This window comes from Thalassobaculum litoreum DSM 18839 (assembly GCF_900102465.1).
Lineage (GTDB): Bacteria > Pseudomonadota > Alphaproteobacteria > Thalassobaculales > Thalassobaculaceae > Thalassobaculum > Thalassobaculum litoreum.
In genome coordinates, this window is sequence record NZ_FNBW01000004.1 from 125,018 (window position 1) to 140,013 (window position 14,996).

Sequence of the window (14,996 nt, forward strand, 5' to 3'; positions counted from 1 at the left end):
CAAACCTAAGGCGTCCGACCCGCAACGCCAAGCGCGACGGCAGCCCGCTCCATGCGGCTAATCGCATCACGGACCGACAGGGATGTGGGCTAGCGGGACGCCGCGGCAAGTCTCATCTGGCGCAGGCGACGACCGGCGTACAGCCCGCGCAGCCGCAGGATCATCATGACCCCGAACAGCGTGAAGTAAGCGCCGGCCATCAGCAACAGCGGCAGCAGCATCTCCGGCGCGATCGACGGGCCGTCCATGCGCAGCACGCTGGCCGGCTGGTGCAGGGTGTTCCACCAGTCGACGGAGAACTTGATGATCGGCACGTTGACCGCCCCGACCAGGGCCAGCACGGCACCGGCCCGTCCGCCCCGGTCCGGGTCGTCGAAGGCGTTCACCAGCGCGATGTAGCCCAGATACAGGAAGAACAGGATCAGCACGGAGGTCAGCCGCGCATCCCAGACCCACCAGGTGCCCCACATGGGCTGGCCCCAGAGCGACCCGGTGGCGAGCGAGATCAGGGTGAAGCCGGCGCCGATCGGGGCGGCGGCACGGGCGGCGAGATCCGCCAGCACATGTTTCCAGATCAGGAAGGACGCGCCGGCCAGGGCCATGGTGGCGTAACAGGCCAGCGCCGCCCAGGCGGCCGGCACGTGCACGTACATGATCCGCACCGTCTCGCCCTGCTGATAGTCGGCGGGGCTGTCGAACAGCGCGTAGTACAGGCCGGCGGCGAATAGGCCTGCCGACACCACCGCCAGCACCGGCAGGACGGCGTTGGCGATGCGGAAGAACCGGGTCGGATTGGCGAAACGGTGCATGCAGTGGATATCGCTCAGTCGAGGGCTTGGCGCAAGGCGGCACCGGCGGCGAGCGGTGCCAGCGGGATCGATGCGGCCAGGATCGCGCCGAGAAACAGCAGATGAACCCGGATCGTCAGGCCGGCGGACGCTGCCTCGATGGCCGAGACCGCGAAGATCAGCACCGGGATCAGCAGCGGCAGGACGATTAGCGCCACCAGCACCCCGGCGCGCCGGGCACCGACCACCAGGGCCGCACCCACCGTGCCGAACAGGCTGACCACCGGCGTGCCCAGCGCCAGGGTGGCGACCAGGGTCCAATAGGCGTCGGAAGCCAGGTTCAGGCTGACCGCCAGCAATGGCGCCAGCACCAGCATCGGCAGGCCGGTGGTCAGCCAATGGGCGACGGCCTTGGCCAGGGCCAGCAGCGACAGGGGCAGGCCGGACAGGGCGAGCTGCTCCAGCCCGCCATCCTCGGAATCCTGCTGGAACAGCCGGTCGAAGGACAGCATGGCGGCGAGCAGCGCGGTGACCCAGAGCACGGCCGGCGCGATCCGGGCCAGCAGCTCCGGCGTCGGGCCCAGGCCGAGGGGGAACAGCGCGACCACGACCACGAAGAACGCCAAGGTCATGGCGATGTCCGTGCCCTGGCGTCGGGCGAGCCGCAGGTCGCGGGCGATGACGGCGAGAAACGGGCTCACACCAGCGCCTCGCCGAAGACGTCTGTCGTCCAGGAGAAGGCACCCGGATCGAGGGTGGCGTCACCCGGGCCGAGGTCCAATGCGATATGGGTGGCGGCGATGACCATCCCGCCGGCGGCGCGATGCCCGGCGATGGCCCGTTCCAGGGCGGAAACCGACGCGGCGTCGAGGCCGACCGTCGGTTCGTCCAGCAGCCACAGCGGAGCGCCCGACGCGACGACCCGCGCCAGGGCCACCCGGCGGCGCTGCCCGGCCGACAGCCATCCGGCCGGAAGGTCGGACAGCCGCTGCAGGTCCAGCAGGTCGAACGCGCGGTCCAGGGCCGCACCGTTGTTGCGGCCGGCGACGGACAGCATGGTTTCGGCATTCTCGCGGGCGGTCAGCGCCGATTTCAGCGCGTCGGCATGGCCGAGATAGGCGATCCGCCGGCTGTGGGCCGAGGGATCCTCGGAGGTCGCCGTTCCGTTCCAGCGCACCGCGCCCTTGAGCGGCGTCAGCAGGTCCGCGATCACCCGCAGGACGGTGCTCTTGCCGCCGCCATTGGGGCCGGCCAGCCGCAGGGCCTCGCCGGGTCCCAGGGACAGGGAGAGACCGGCGAATACCGGACGCCCGCCGCGGGCCACGGCGATATCCGTCGCGGTCAGGCGGCCGGGTGCGGGGGAAAGCTCGGTCATCGGCCCTCTATAACGCGGAACGGTGCCGATTACACGATTTCGAGAGGAAAGAGAAACTGGTGGAAGCGGCACCGCATCTGCGGGGGGAGGGGAGGGTGCGATGCCGCTTCCGAGGCAGTCCGGGAGTAATCTCCCGACGAGATCATGGCTCTTTGACTGGCCTTGTAACTGATATAGGAACCCCTGGGTCCCCTTTCGAGGGGCTATGCCCGATGCGACACTCCGCCGCATGCCTTTTATTGCGAGGATTGGCGCACTTGCCGGGGTCGTCTAGTCTGCCCGCGCTCAATGGGAGGATCATAAATGCCGTTCACGCCAGCCTCCGACGCCCTGAAGCATATCAAGGTGTTGGACCTTACCCGGGTCCGGTCCGGGCCGACCTGCGTCCGTCAGCTCGCCGATTGGGGCGCCAACGTCATCAAGGTCGAGCTGCCCGAGGCGCTCGAGGGCGGCAACCAGCTCGGCGGCAAGCGCCACGGCTCCGATTTCCAGAACCTGCACCGCAACAAGCGGGCGATGTCGCTGAACCTGAAGGACCCCGACGGCGTGGCGGTCCTGAAGAAGCTGGTCGAGAGCGCCGATGTGGTAGTGGAGAACTTCCGCCCCGATGTGAAGACCCGGCTCGGCGTCGACTACGACGCGCTGTCGGCGATCAATCCGCGGATCGTCTATGCGTCGATCTCCGGCTTCGGCCAGGACGGCCCGTACGAGAAGCGCCCGGGCTTCGACCAGATCGCCCAGGGCATGGGCGGGCTGATGAGCATCACCGGTTTGGTCGGCCAGGGTCCCGTGCGGGCCGGCATCCCGGTCGCCGATCTGACCGCGGGGCTGTTCGCCTCCATCGGCATCTTCGTCGCCCTGCTGGAGCGCGGCGAGAGCGGCAAGGGCCAGTGGGTGCAGACCTCGCTGCTGCAGGCCATGACCTTCATGCTCGACTTCCAGGCCGCACGCTGGACCATGGACGGCACCGTGCCCAAGCAGGCGGGCAACGACCACCCGACCTCGATCCCGACCGGCGTGTTCACCACGACCGACGGCCATATCAACATCGCGGTGGCCGGCCAGGCGATCTGGAAGCGGTTCTGCACATCGATCGGCCGCGACGACCTGGCGGATCATCCGGACTATTCCACCGGCGAACTGCGATCCGCCAATCGGCATGCCCTGAACGCGATCATCGACGAGATCACCCGCACCAAATCCTCGGAGGAGTGGGTCGACCTGTTCAACGAGGCCGGCGTGCCGGCCGGGCCGATCAACACCATCGACAAGGTGTTCCAGGACCCGCAGATCCAGCATCTCGGCATGCAGCGCGGCGTGGATTCGCCGAATGTCGGTCGCCGGATCGATCTGGTCGGCCAGCCGATCAAGATGTCGCGCACGCCGAGCGAGATCGTCGTCTATCCGCCGGACCCAGGCGAGCAGACCGACGAGATCCTGGCCGAGCACGGCTACAGCGAGGCGGAGATCGCAGACTTGCGCGGCCGCAGCGTCATCTAATCTTACTCGAACAGACAGAACTCAGGAGCCAGCAAGACAATGGCCACAGCCGAAGCTTCCGAAAACCGCCTTCTCGTCGAGCGCCGCGGGCGCGTCGGCGTGGTGACGTTCAACAACCCGGCGAAGCACAACGCCATGTCGCTCGACATGTGGCGCGAGGGCCGCGAGGCGGTCGCCACCTTCGCCGAGGATGACGAGATCCGCTGCGTCGTGCTGACCGGCGCGGGCGACAAGGCCTTCGTGGCCGGCGCCGACATCTCCAAGTTCGAGAACGAACGCTCCTCGGTCGAGCATATCGAGGTCTACAACGAGGCGGTCGCCGATTTCCACGACACCGTCCAGAACCTGCGCAAGCCGACCATCGCGCGGATCAACGGCTACTGCATCGGCGGCGGCCTGGCCATCGCGCTGGATGCCGACATCCGCATCTGCTCCGATGATTCCCGCTTCGCCGTGCCGGCCGCCAAGCTCGGCATCGGCTACGCCTTCGAGGGTGTGCGCCGGCTGTACGACATCGTCGGCCCGCAATTCGTCGCCGAGATCTTCTACACCGCCCGGCAGTTCGACGCCGAGGAGGCCCGCATCATGGGCCTGGTCAACCGGGTGGTGCCGAAGGCCGAACTCGACGACGTGCTGTGGCCGCTGGCCGACCGGATCGCCGGCAACGCGCCGCTGTCGGTCCAGGCGGTCAAGGCCTCGCTGATCGAACTGGCCAAGCCGCAGGGCGATTGGGACCTGTCCCAGCCGGACGAGGCGGTGCGCAAGTGCTTCGGCAGCAACGACTACAAGGAAGGCCGCACCGCCTTCATGGAGAAGCGGACCCCCAACTTCACGGCAACCTGACGCCGCGACTAGAGCACGATCGGTTCAGATCGACTCGATCTGACCCGTGAATCGTCCTCTAACCCATTAGAGTTGGAGCAAAGTCACACGATCGGATGTGACCATCTGATCGTGATTTGCTCTAGGGAGGCGGGCGCGATGGCCGCATCCTTCGTCGACCTTTACGCCCGTGCCGCCGCCCGCAAGGGCGGCGATGCGGCGCTGGAGGCATTGCTGACCTCTCCGAAGACCGCCGCCGAGCTGGCGGCGATCCCGGACGACCGCTGGCTGTCCGACATGACCCGGCGGATCTTCCAGTCCGGCTTCAACTGGAAGGTCGTCGACGGCAAGTGGGACGGCTTCGAGGCCGCCTTCTGGGGCTTCGATGTCGGCCGCTGCGCGTTGATGAGCGATGAGGATCTGGACGCCCTGGTGTCCGATACCCGCATCGTGCGCAACGGAGCGAAGATCCGCTCGGTGCGGGAGAACGCCGCGTTCCTGCAGGATCTCGCCGGCGAGTATGGCTCGGCGGCCAAGTGCTTCGCCGCGTGGCCGGCGGAGGATTATGCCGGGCTGCTGGAGATGCTGAAGAAGCGCGGTTCGCGACTGGGCGGTCGGGTGGGCGCCATCGCCATGCGCTTCATGGGCCGCGACGGCTACCTGCTCTCCGAGGATGTGGTCAAGGCGCTGATCCGCGAGGGCGTGGTCGACAAGGAGCCGACCGCGCGCAAGGACATGGCGGCGGTTCAGGCGGCGTTCAACGCCTGGGCGGCGGAGTCCGGCCGGCCGCTGTCGCATATCAGCCGGGTGCTGGCGTTCGGGGTGGGGTGAACTCCCCCGATCTTTCTCTCTATTCATTCCCCGGCCTTGTGCCGGGGCCTACGGAAAAGCGTGCCAAGGCGGCCGAATGAGATTGCCTCCGCCCATGCCATCCCAGGCGCATGCCCCACTCACGCCGCTCGGGGCGGCACGAAATCCATCACCCGGGGGTTCTCGCGCTGGAGCGGCCCGACGCCGAACAGTTCCTGCCACATCACCTCGTGGAAGAAGAACTTCGTGGTGTTCACCACCACCTGCAGGATCACCAGCACGCCGGCGGCGAAGGGCTGGCCGATGAACACATAGTCGATGCCCGCGTTGATCGTCGTCACCACCACCCGATAGGTGAAGGCCTTGTATCCGGCGACCGTCGCGTAGGTCCACGCGTTCTCCGCCTTCGGCTCGATCTCGGCCTCGATGATCGCCTTCTGGCGGGCATATTCCTCGGGGCTGACCGTGCCGGATTCCCGCAGCACCTCCAGTTGGGCGAGGCGCTGGGCCCGGTCGGTCACCTTGCCGGTGAAGGTGACGTCGTCGAACGGATTGGCGAAGCTGGCCCCCTGGGCCAGGGGCATGCGCAGCCCCTGCTCGACGGCCGGGTAGATCGAACTGGCCCAGGCCGCGACCGACTGCACCTTGGCCAGCGGTCCTGAGGCCTCGGCGATGTTGGCGGGCAGCCAGGCCTCCAGGGCGGTACCGGCGGCCGGTGCGCCCTGATCCATGGCGGCGAACTGGTAGCGCACGTTCACCGCGTCATACCGGTTGGCCACGCGGAACCCGGCCTCCAGGAACAGCGGCGGGACCACCAGCTCCTGGCCGACAGCATAGGTCGTGACCGCGTCGTCGACCGGCCGCACCGCCTCGCCAAGCGCGGTCGAGGCCGCCGGCAGCACCCACATGCACGAGACGTCCCAGCCGCTCTTGTAGCGGGTCAGGGTGGCGTAGATGTCGTCGCGCGCGCAGTCGCTGGCGATGCCCCAGCCGTCGGGATGCGGCAGGGTGTTGACCACGATCTCGACCGCGTCGGCGATCAGGCCGTCATCGGCGCGGACCAGGGTGATGCGTCGGATCGGGCCGTAATCCTCCGGATTGACCTGGGCGCCGTATTCCGGCTGTGCGATCTGGGCGAAGCCGACCTCGACCACCGTGTGGGGGCCGGCGGGCAGGGGGATGTCCTTGCCGGAGACCCGCAGCACGTCGCTGACCGTGTCGCCGACGGCGATGGCCGAGGCGGGGGCGGGAAACAGGGCCGCGGCCCCCAGGCACAGGCCCGCCAGAAGGGGGACGATCCGCATGGTCATGACCGCTTCTCCGCCGCCTGCTCGATATAGTCGAACTCGACCAGTTCCGAGCCGTCCTTACGCTGCCCGGCGATATAGGAATCCCAGGCGAGGTCGTTGGCGATCTGCGCCATCGAGTGGGTCACCACGATCGACGCCGTGATGTAGCCGGAAACCGCGGCGCTAACCGTCACGATGTAGGCGAGCAGATAGTCGACCGAGACCCGGAACAGATTGAAGGAGATCATCTTGGCGACCAGGGTCTGATAGTAGCTCTCCAGCGTCGGCGGCGGGGCCGTGTTGTCGACCGCGGCGAAATAGACGGCGAGGTCGTCCTGGCGGATCACCCCGTCGGCGGCGAGATCCTCCAGCGCCCGTTTGCGGGCAGCCTTGCTGGCTCGGCCGATGGCGCTGGGATCGACGCTGCCGTCATCGACCACCGCCAGGGGCTGGGGGACCGCCAGGCCGTGCAGCTTGTCGTCCAACCGGCCGCGCAATCCGCTCTCGAACAGCTCCGAGGTCAGACCGGCCCAGGCGTTGAGATCGTTCACCACGGCGTATTTGTTCGCGTCCTCCACCACCGTCTCCGGCGTCCAGACCGTAACCGACGGGGCCAGGGTGCCGAGTTCCAGACCGTCGAAGTGATAGCGCGCGTCGAGGATGTCGTGGCGGTTGGAGAGGCGGAACCCGACGGTCAGCCACTCCTGCGGCATGGCGTAGCCGCGCTCCGCGGCGAATGCCTTGGCGGCTTTCCAGGCATCGGTCCCGCCGCTGACCGGACGCGTGGTCTCGGTCACGAAGTAGCAGAACCCGTCCACCGCCGTTCGGTACAGATTGAGCTTGGCCAGCACGCCGTCGCGCAGGCAGGCATCCGTCGTGCCCCATCCCTCGGTGACCGAAATCACGTTGGTGTTGATCTCGACGATGCCGCGGACCTTGTCGCCGTTCAGTTGCAGCAGGACGGCGTTCTCGATGGTCCCGTAGGCACCGGCCACGCCGGAGACGATGGTGTTGTTGCCGAGGCCCGCCACCGTCCAGTCGCCGTCCGGCAGGGGAACCTGCCGGCCGCGCAGCTCCGCGTAGCTCGTCAGGGTCTCGCCGACCTCCAGCGCCGGGGCGGCGGTCGTCCAGAGCGTGAGGGAAAGGGCGGTAAGGAGAAGCGCGCGCCCGTGCCGCAGCACAGCGTTTAGGGGTATGCGGACCATGTGTAACACCCCATAAGATTGTATATGCGGCCACAGAAAAGCCCATCGAAGACTGGATCCGATGGGCTGTTGGTTACTGCTGGAGCATCACCACGGTGTTGGTCGTGTCCAACGGTCCCGTCGCCACGTCCTCGACCGCCGGCTCGGAGAAAATATACAGGCCGCTGATCAGGCCGATCGCCATGCCGCTGACGGCACCGACGAGCCGCGGCTGCATCACCGTGTAGGCGCCGGCGGTGCTCAGCGCGCCGTCGATGGCACCGGCCGTCGCCGTGTATCCGGCCGCAACCGTCGCCGGCGCGGAGAAGATCGGCGTCAGCGCACCGTTCACCGCCCCGGCGGTGGCCGCATAGGCCGACCCGACGGTCGGCGCCACGGCCGGCAGCACATAGGGCAGTCCGTAGGCACCGATGATCGTGCCGGCCAGTGTCAGCGCAAAGGTCTGCGCCAGAGTGGTCGTGGTATCGGCGGAGGCCGGCCGCGCAACGCTCAACAGCGCCACGACCGCCAGGCCGGAAACAGAAAGTGATCGCCGCATCATTCCCCTCGCATTCCTGGCTGTTCGCGCATCCGATCGGATCCACTGCCGAAACGATCAGACGCTTTTTACAAGTATGCGCGGAGCCCCGATGGCGGGCAATACAATTCCCGGATCAGTCGAACAATCAGTGCCAAACGCTCATGGTCGGTGTCCGGCACCGAGCCGGCTTACGGAGCCGCCCCGAGAATGAGGTCGCAAAGCGCGCGCGGGGCGGTACGGGAATCGATCAGGGCCGGCGCCGCATCGAGCAGCCGGCGGCGCAGGTCGTCGGCCCGGTCCCGGTCGCTGCCAAGCGTCAGGACACGGTTCACATAGTCTTCCGGCGAGGTGGCTTCGAGCTCCTCGCGCATGCCCATCGCGATCAGCGGGGAGAGGGTGACGCGCCCCCGCATCATGTCGGTCGGGTAGGTCACCAGCGGTTGGCCGAGAGCCAGACTCTGCATCGTCGTGTTGCCGCCGTTGAAATGAATGGTGTCGAGTACCACGTCGGCCTGCCGCATGACCCCGAGATAGCGTTCCAGCGGCATGCGCGGCAGCAGCCGCAGCTGGTCCATGATCTGCGGGCGATCCGCGTTGGCCCGCCTCAGTCTCTCCAGAAGTCCCTTGGACATGTTGCTGTAGATGCCCGGTGCGTCGAACAGCACGACCGTCCCGGTGGGGTCCTGTTCCAGGATATCGCCCAGCATCCGGTCGTAGGCCGGGTGCATCTTCACCGGCGTCTGGCCGCACAGATAGATGGCGCCGGTCTCCGGCAGGCCGACCTCGCTCCGGGAGACCGGCGTATGGCGGGTCCGCTCCTCGGCGTAGGCGATGGCCAGGCCCTCCACCAGGATGGGCGTCTCGGAATAGTGATCGCGACAGTTCTCCGGCTCCATCCAGGCCGAGGTGAAGAACTGGTCCACCGTGTCGATGCCCGTGGTGACCGGATGGCCCGGCAGCACGATCTGCAGGGGCGCCAGCCGGGCGAAGGGCAGGAAATAGCTCATTGCCGTCATGCCGATATCGGCGAAGACGATGGCGTCCAGTTCCATCTCGGCAAGCCGGGTGCGCACGGACTGCAGATCCGGCTGCAGGGCGACCACCCGGTCCGCCATGCGCGCGATCTGGCCGTGCATCGGCGAAGGCAGCGTGCCGATCTGCACCACCGTCACCTCGATTTCGTCCCGGTCGATGAATCGCAGGTGACCCTCGGTCATGTTGTAGATCGAGTGGTCGCGGAAGAACTCAGACACGAAAGCGACCCGGCGCTTTCCGGGCCGCCGCTTGCGGCCGATATGGGGCGCGGTCATGGTCAGCATCGGGCAAATACGCCGATAGAAGGCGCACAGGTCTTCGAGCAGCGCCCGGTCGTTGATGCCGTGATAGCCGAGCGCGAACGGGACCGTGCCCACCTCGTGAATCGGATCCTGGATCGGCGCGAAGCCCTCCTGCGCGCAGAGCGCCCGGATCCGGGCCCGGATATCCCACATCTCGTCTTCGGACATGATGACATGGGGCAGCAGCGTCGCCGCCCGGGCGGCGTGACCGGCGTCGCGCGGACGCATGACCGCCGCCACGTCGGCCATCTGTCGAGCTTCGTCGAATCGCGACAGGCGGTGGGCGCAGAGCGCGCCGGTGACCCAAACCTTAGGATCGGCGGGCGCGGTCGCAAGCGCGCGGCGGGCCAGCGTCAGCGCCCGGTCGCCATGGCCAAGGGAGCGGCGCCCCTCCGCCAGGACCAGCGTCGCCTCGTGGGCCGTCGGGTTGATCACCGAGGCGCGTTGAGCAAGTTTCTCGGCGCGCTCCATCTCGCTGACGGCCAGACGGCGGACCGCGGCGAGGATCAGATAGGCCGGATCCGTCGGGGTCAGGATGGCGGCGCGAAGTCCGTTGTCGCCGGCCGGTCGGTTCGGCGTCGCCGCGAGCAGGGCGTAGCCCCGTGCCAGGCCGGGCTGCTCGATCAACACGCGTCGGATGCGGTCCGCCGGGACGCCGGCCTCCGGCGGCAGCGCCATGGCCTGGAGCACGTGCTCCATATTGTGGGGGTCGAGCGCGAAGACCTGACGGAAATGGCGTGCGGCCTGGTCGTGGAGTTCGATTCGCCCCTCGATGGCGGCCAGAAGTTGCAGCGGTCCGACGGAGTCGGGCATGGCCAGCCCGAGCCGGCGCAGGTCACCGGTCGCCTCGAGCAGACGGCCTTCATTCAGGCGGCTTTGCAGCCGTTTGGCGACACTGGCGATGGGCAGGGCGGTTCCACTCACCAGACAACTTCCTTCAAGCAGAGATCCTTCATGAGGCGGCCCGATACGAAAGCGGCTAGATTATTCCGTGTCGATCAGCGTGATCACCGTGTCTACCATGACACAAAGTTCCAAGAGAACGATGATGATGTTGCGTTTTCCCGTCGCACGTCCCCGGCTGCCAACTGCCGATGCCATTCTCCCGTACCTGCGGCAGATCGACGAGAACCAGTACTACTCGAATTTCGGACCGCTGGCCGGCGCGGTCGAAGCGCGGCTTGCGGAGCGCTATGGGATCGACGCGGCCTGCGTGACGACGGTGTCCAACGCCACCGCCGGTCTGACCGCTGCCCTGCAGGCCGAGGCCCGGGCCCGGAAGCGCAACGTCAATGACGGGGCCGCCTACTGCCTGCTGCCCGCCTGGACCTTCGTCGCCACCCTGCATGCGGTGCTGGCGGCCGGGCTGGAACCCTATCTCCTGGATGTGGACGAGGATTCCTGGTCGCTGACGCCGCAAGCGGTGGAAAACGCCCTGTCGCGCATTCCCGGCGAACCTGTGGCCGTGGTGCCGGTGTCCCCGTTCGGCCGTCCCTACGACATGGCGTCCTGGGACGATTTCTCCCGCCGTACCGGGCTGGCGGTGGTGATGGATTCGGCCGCCGCCTTCGACAAGGGCGACGTCGGGCTCAGCCCGGCGGTCTTCAGCCTGCACGCCACCAAGGTCCTGGCGGCGGGAGAAGGCGGGTTCGCCGTGTCCACAGACGTGGATCTGATCAACGAGATCCGCAAATGCATCAATTTCGGCTTCTTCGGCGACCGGGTGGCGCAGAGCCGGGCGATCAACGGCAAGATGAGCGAGTACCATGCGGCCGTGACCCTGGCGGCACTCGATGCCTGGCCGCAGACCCGTCGGATCTTCGACGACATCGCCGCCGCCTATCGCGAGGGGTTCGCCGCCGACAACCGGATCCGCCTGCTGCCGGGCACCGGCGACGACTATGCGTCCTCGACCATCATGATCACCCGGGAGGACCCGTTGCCGCCCGGCTTCGACGAGGCGCTGGCGGCACGGGGGGTCGGGACCCGGCGCTGGTGGGGCGGCGGGATCGCCAAGCAGGTGGCCTATCGCCGCTTCAGCTCCGACCTGCTGCCGGTGACCGACTGGCTGGCCCAGCGCTGCATCGGCCTGCCCTGCTATCCGGGGCTGGAGCGCGACGAGATCCTGGAGATCGCCGCCATCGTCGGCGACACTCTGCGCGGCCGCTGACCGCCCCATGACAGCCTGATGAAAGCGGCCTCCACCATCGGCGGGTTCTTCGGACTGGAGCCGTCGGGCGATCCGCCTGCCGGCGACAGTGTGCTCGCGCGCTGGACGTCCGCGGGCGGGTGGAGCGGCTTTCACAACGCCCGCAGCGCCTTCGCCCATCTGGTGCGCGGCCTGGCACCGGGAACGGTCTGGCTGCCGCGCTATCTCTGCGCCGACATGGACGCGGCCACCGGATCCAGCGTGCGGCGCTACGGCGTCGACATGGCTCTGGCGCTGGACGATGCGGCCTTCGAGGCGGCGCTGGCGCCGGGCGACCTGGTGGCGGCGGTGGCCTATTTCGGCGCCCCGGTCTGCAATCGGTTGCGCGAGATCGCGGCTCGCCGCGCCGACGTGGTCTGGCTGGAGGACCGCGCCCAGGCACTCGATATGGGCGCCGGGATGCCGGGCGCGTGGCGGCTGTACAGCCCCCGCAAGCTGCTGGGGGTCGCCGATGGCGGGCTGCTGGTGGGGCCGGTCTCCGACCTGCCCGCGCCCCGCCTGGCGCCGCCGCCGGCCAGCCACGCCGGGGCCGCGGAGGCCAGGGCGGCTGCGGTCACGCGGGAGCAGGTGGAAGCGGCGTATCGGCTTTATGTGGACATGGAACGGGCCCACGCGGTGACCGACGCCGCCCTGTCCGACCGGACGCGCGACATCCTCGCTGCCTCGGCGGTGGAGGACATGGCGGCGCGGCGTCGCGAGAATTTCGCGGCCCTTGACCGGCGGCTGTCGGATCGGGCCGCACCGGTCGTCGCGCGGCTACGCGGTACGGCCGCGCCGTTCGGCTATCCCCTGCTGCTGGCGCGGGAACGGGATGCCGTGGCCGCCCGGCTCGCCGCCGACGGTCTGTTCTGCGCGGTCCACTGGCGCGAGCTTGGAGAGGCCGGCACGACCGACCCGACCGATCCGGTGGCGTCGCGACTGCGCGACGGGATGCTGACCCTGCCGGTCGATCACCGCTACGGGGCAGCGGACATGGAGCGGCTGGCCGGTGCCGTGCTGCGGGCGCTGTCATGAGCGGACCCTACGGCCGACGATCCTATGTTGAGAGCCTGACCCGGGACGGATGCCGGGTGGCGCCGCTGTGGGGTGGGCATGTGCTGCTGCGTCCGCTGCCCGCCGGGGGCGGAATCGACGCGGCCAGCGCCTATCCCATGGGCGGGTTCGACGCGACGGTGGACCCCGCCGAGGGCCGGGAGACGCTGCGCGCGGCCGGTGCGGTCGCCCTATCCGTCGTAGCCGACCCCCTGAACGCGCCCGACGCGGCCTGGCTGGCCGCGCACGCGGACCTGCATCGCCGGCTCAAGACGCATTACGTGGTCGATCGCGCCGCCGGCCCCTTCGCGCCGTCCCGGCATCACCGCTACGAGATCCGCCGCGCCCAGCGACAGGTCACGGTGGACCGGGTCGCCCTGCCGCAGGTCATGGCCCGGTGGGAGGAACTCTACGGGCAGCTGGTCGTCCGGCATCGCATCCAGGCCGGGGCGCGCCTCGGTACCCCGCATTTCGCCGCCCTGGCGACCGACCCGCAGGCCCTGGTGCTCGCGGCCCGTGTGGCGGGCGAGATCGCCGCCGTGTCGATCTGGCTGAGCGACGGCGAGGTGGCGCATAACCATCTCGGCGCCTCCAGCGAGGCCGGGTATGCCGCCGGCGCCGGCTACGCGCTCTATGCCGCCGCGATCGAGGCGTTGTCCGGATGCCGGGTGCTGGATCTGGGCGGGGCGCCGGGGCTGGCCGACGATCCGAGCCATGGTCTCGCCCGGTTCAAGCGGGGCTTCGCGAACGCGGAACGGGCGACCTGGCTGAGCGGATTCATTCTCGACCGCGCAGGATACGACGCCGCGGTCGCGGTCTCGGGCGTCGACCCGTCGAGCGGGTACTTCCCGGCCTATCGCGGGCGATAGGCGCTCCGGGGAAGGGTCATGGCGATGGCGGTCACCGGTCCGGCCCGTTTCTCCACCTGACGCCGCCCGGTCTCCACGAAACCGGCATCGTCATAGATCCGGCGTGCCGCCGTATTGGTCGCCAGCACCTCGAGCCGGACCGCCTCCGCCCGCAGATCCCCGAACGCGACCCTCAGCGCCTCGGCCAGCGCCCGCCGGCCAAGACCCTGGCCGCGCCGTGCGGCGTCCGCGATGAAGACATGAAACTCCAGGACCTCCGGCGCGCCCTCCACCGCGAGCAGATAGACGCAGCCGACCATCGCGCCGTCGGCGGCGCACAGGGCGTATCGGCGATGGGGCGCCTGGGGCAGCCAATGCCGGACCATCCAGTCCCGCGCCTCCTCCCAGGCCACGTCCCGGCGGTCGCCGACGAGGTGGTCGTAGAGAGCAGGGTCGCGCTGCCAGTCGTAGATGCGCCTGAGATCCTCCTCCTGCAGCGGCCGCAGACGGACGGTCATCGCCGCTCGAGCACCACGAAGACGGAGGCGGTCAGGTCCGGATAGGTGAAACCGAGCTGAAAGCAGCCTTCCAGATAGGCGTCGCTCATCACCTCGCTGCCGAACAGCGTGTCGAACTGGAAATTGGCCAGCGGCTTGAAGAAGATCCCGCCGCGATGGGCGACCGTCAGCCCGGCCTTGCGAGCATCGCTTTCCAGGGTGTCGAGGACATATGTGCGCCGGTGGCCGTGCTTCACGTCGCTCGGCGTCAGGGCGGTGCAATGGTCGATCAGGCCCATGGCCACCGCGATCCGGCGCGAGGCGGCATGGCCGTTCGGCACGACGACGAAGGCCCGGCCGCCGGGGCTCAGCAGCCGGCCGATGCCGGCCAGCGTCTCGACCGGGTCGACCACATGCTCCAGCACATGCACCAGGAACACCGCGTCGTAGCGCTTGTCGGTGACGAAATCCTCGAACAGGGTCTGGTGAAAGGTGCCCGGGTTCTTCAGCCGGGATCTGGTGACCTGGAGGAACCGCTCGGCGGCGTCCACCACGTCCACCCGGCCGAACCGTTCCTCCAGCAGCACCGTCAGATCGCCCTTGTAGCAGCCCATCTGCAGGCAGGTCCCGGTGGCGGGCATCCACGGCTCCATCGCCCGTATCATCCAGCCCCGCATCCGCACGTCGAACTCGGACTCGTCATAATCCCCGACAAGGTCGTTGACGTAGGCGAACTCGATATCCTTCTGGCCGGCGTCGGTCAT

At 68.5% G+C, this 14,996-nt stretch carries 15 protein-coding genes; 6 read left to right on the forward strand and 9 right to left on the reverse strand.

Annotated elements, in window-relative coordinates:
* Nucleotides 1–89: 89 nt before the first annotated feature.
* From BLS34_RS07775 to ccmA, 3 genes are read right to left on the reverse strand one after another with little or no spacing between them, the layout of a single operon-like run.
* Nucleotides 90–809: a heme ABC transporter permease gene (locus BLS34_RS07775; protein ID WP_093149411.1), complete on the reverse strand. Its 720-nt coding sequence runs from the start codon at nucleotides 807–809 to the stop codon at nucleotides 90–92.
* A 14-nt stretch (nucleotides 810–823) separates the two neighbouring features.
* Entirely contained in the window at nucleotides 824–1,489 is a 666-nt protein-coding gene (gene ccmB, locus BLS34_RS07780) for a heme exporter protein CcmB (RefSeq protein ID WP_028793287.1), read from the reverse strand.
* Nucleotides 1,486–2,163 carry a heme ABC exporter ATP-binding protein CcmA gene (ccmA, locus tag BLS34_RS07785; protein WP_093149416.1) on the reverse strand — a complete coding sequence of 226 codons (678 nt, stop codon included), beginning with the start codon at nucleotides 2,161–2,163 and terminating at the stop codon, nucleotides 1,486–1,488. Before ccmA ends, ccmB begins: the two co-directional genes overlap by 4 nt.
* Before the next feature lie 303 nt (nucleotides 2,164–2,466).
* On the opposite strand from ccmA, the gene BLS34_RS07790 reads away from it, so the two are divergent.
* The 3 genes from BLS34_RS07790 (at nucleotide 2,467) to BLS34_RS07800 (ending at nucleotide 5,316) form a co-directional block, all read left to right on the forward strand.
* The gene (locus BLS34_RS07790; RefSeq protein WP_093149419.1) at nucleotides 2,467–3,663 is read left to right on the forward strand and encodes a CaiB/BaiF CoA transferase family protein; all 1,197 of its coding nucleotides are present in this window, start codon (nucleotides 2,467–2,469) and stop codon (nucleotides 3,661–3,663) included.
* 39 nt (nucleotides 3,664–3,702) lie between these two features.
* Nucleotides 3,703–4,506, forward strand: a complete 804-nt coding sequence (locus tag BLS34_RS07795) for an enoyl-CoA hydratase (protein WP_028793289.1) — start codon at nucleotides 3,703–3,705, stop codon at nucleotides 4,504–4,506.
* 138 nt (nucleotides 4,507–4,644) lie between these two features.
* Nucleotides 4,645–5,316, forward strand: coding sequence for a DNA-3-methyladenine glycosylase I (locus BLS34_RS07800; protein WP_093149420.1), 672 nt, complete (start codon nucleotides 4,645–4,647; stop codon nucleotides 5,314–5,316).
* A gap of 119 nt (nucleotides 5,317–5,435) precedes the next feature.
* Here the strand turns inward: BLS34_RS07800 and BLS34_RS07805 are convergent, their stop codons facing one another.
* The 4 genes from BLS34_RS07805 to BLS34_RS07820 form a co-directional block, all read right to left on the reverse strand.
* Complete coding sequence (locus tag BLS34_RS07805) at nucleotides 5,436–6,605, reverse strand: DUF2061 domain-containing protein (protein WP_093149422.1); 1,170 nt, start codon at nucleotides 6,603–6,605, stop codon at nucleotides 5,436–5,438.
* The gene (locus BLS34_RS07810) at nucleotides 6,602–7,789 is read right to left on the reverse strand and encodes a hypothetical protein (RefSeq protein WP_139189152.1); all 1,188 of its coding nucleotides are present in this window, start codon (nucleotides 7,787–7,789) and stop codon (nucleotides 6,602–6,604) included. The genes BLS34_RS07805 and BLS34_RS07810 overlap by 4 nt, the downstream gene beginning before the upstream one ends.
* Before the next feature lie 73 nt (nucleotides 7,790–7,862).
* Nucleotides 7,863–8,327, reverse strand: a complete 465-nt coding sequence (locus tag BLS34_RS07815; RefSeq protein ID WP_139189154.1) for a hypothetical protein — start codon at nucleotides 8,325–8,327, stop codon at nucleotides 7,863–7,865.
* Nucleotides 8,328–8,497: 170 nt separating this feature from the next.
* On the reverse strand, nucleotides 8,498–10,570 hold the full coding sequence (locus tag BLS34_RS07820) for an O-linked N-acetylglucosamine transferase family protein (RefSeq protein WP_093149425.1): 2,073 nt from the start codon (nucleotides 10,568–10,570) through the stop codon (nucleotides 8,498–8,500).
* A 127-nt stretch (nucleotides 10,571–10,697) separates the two neighbouring features.
* Here BLS34_RS07820 and BLS34_RS07825 point away from each other — a divergent pair, with 127 nt between their 5' ends.
* Genes BLS34_RS07825 through BLS34_RS07835 form a run of 3 tightly spaced genes read left to right on the forward strand, consistent with a single transcriptional unit; the run spans nucleotide 10,698 to nucleotide 13,756 of the window.
* A complete protein-coding gene (locus BLS34_RS07825; protein WP_175474146.1) occupies nucleotides 10,698–11,816 on the forward strand; it encodes a DegT/DnrJ/EryC1/StrS family aminotransferase in 1,119 nt (372 codons plus the stop codon).
* A gap of 18 nt (nucleotides 11,817–11,834) precedes the next feature.
* Nucleotides 11,835–12,869 carry an aspartate aminotransferase family protein gene (locus BLS34_RS07830; RefSeq protein WP_093149429.1) on the forward strand — a complete coding sequence of 345 codons (1,035 nt, stop codon included), beginning with the start codon at nucleotides 11,835–11,837 and terminating at the stop codon, nucleotides 12,867–12,869.
* Nucleotides 12,866–13,756, forward strand: a complete 891-nt coding sequence (locus tag BLS34_RS07835; RefSeq protein ID WP_093149431.1) for a GNAT family N-acetyltransferase — start codon at nucleotides 12,866–12,868, stop codon at nucleotides 13,754–13,756. Before BLS34_RS07830 ends, BLS34_RS07835 begins: the two co-directional genes overlap by 4 nt.
* Here BLS34_RS07835 and BLS34_RS07840 read toward each other — a convergent pair.
* Both BLS34_RS07840 and BLS34_RS07845 read right to left on the reverse strand, forming a co-directional pair.
* A complete protein-coding gene (locus BLS34_RS07840; protein ID WP_093149434.1) occupies nucleotides 13,741–14,253 on the reverse strand; it encodes a GNAT family N-acetyltransferase in 513 nt (170 codons plus the stop codon). The two genes, BLS34_RS07835 and BLS34_RS07840, sit on opposite strands and share 16 nt — an antisense overlap.
* Entirely contained in the window at nucleotides 14,250–14,996 is a 747-nt protein-coding gene (locus BLS34_RS07845; RefSeq protein WP_093149436.1) for a class I SAM-dependent methyltransferase, read from the reverse strand. The genes BLS34_RS07840 and BLS34_RS07845 overlap by 4 nt, the downstream gene beginning before the upstream one ends.

Bases quoted from the DNA above. Each gene is read 5' to 3' on its own strand.
- BLS34_RS07775 (WP_093149411.1), bottom strand. From the start codon at position 809: ATGCACCGTTTCGCCAATCCGACCCGGTTCTTCCGCATCGCCAACGCC.
- ccmA (WP_093149416.1), bottom strand. From the start codon at position 2,163: ATGACCGAGCTTTCCCCCGCACCCGGCCGCCTGACCGCGACGGATATC.
- BLS34_RS07790 (WP_093149419.1), top strand. From the start codon at position 2,467: ATGCCGTTCACGCCAGCCTCCGACGCCCTGAAGCATATCAAGGTGTTG.
- BLS34_RS07795 (WP_028793289.1), top strand. From the start codon at position 3,703: ATGGCCACAGCCGAAGCTTCCGAAAACCGCCTTCTCGTCGAGCGCCGC.
- BLS34_RS07800 (WP_093149420.1), top strand. From the start codon at position 4,645: ATGGCCGCATCCTTCGTCGACCTTTACGCCCGTGCCGCCGCCCGCAAG.
- BLS34_RS07805 (WP_093149422.1), bottom strand. From the start codon at position 6,605: ATGACCATGCGGATCGTCCCCCTTCTGGCGGGCCTGTGCCTGGGGGCC.
- BLS34_RS07810 (WP_139189152.1), bottom strand. From the start codon at position 7,789: ATGGTCCGCATACCCCTAAACGCTGTGCTGCGGCACGGGCGCGCGCTT.
- BLS34_RS07815 (WP_139189154.1), bottom strand. From the start codon at position 8,327: ATGCGGCGATCACTTTCTGTTTCCGGCCTGGCGGTCGTGGCGCTGTTG.
- BLS34_RS07825 (WP_175474146.1), top strand. From the start codon at position 10,698: ATGTTGCGTTTTCCCGTCGCACGTCCCCGGCTGCCAACTGCCGATGCC.
- BLS34_RS07830 (WP_093149429.1), top strand. From the start codon at position 11,835: ATGAAAGCGGCCTCCACCATCGGCGGGTTCTTCGGACTGGAGCCGTCG.
- BLS34_RS07835 (WP_093149431.1), top strand. From the start codon at position 12,866: ATGAGCGGACCCTACGGCCGACGATCCTATGTTGAGAGCCTGACCCGG.
- BLS34_RS07840 (WP_093149434.1), bottom strand. From the start codon at position 14,253: ATGACCGTCCGTCTGCGGCCGCTGCAGGAGGAGGATCTCAGGCGCATC.
- BLS34_RS07845 (WP_093149436.1), bottom strand. From the start codon at position 14,996: ATGACCGACGCCGGCCAGAAGGATATCGAGTTCGCCTACGTCAACGAC.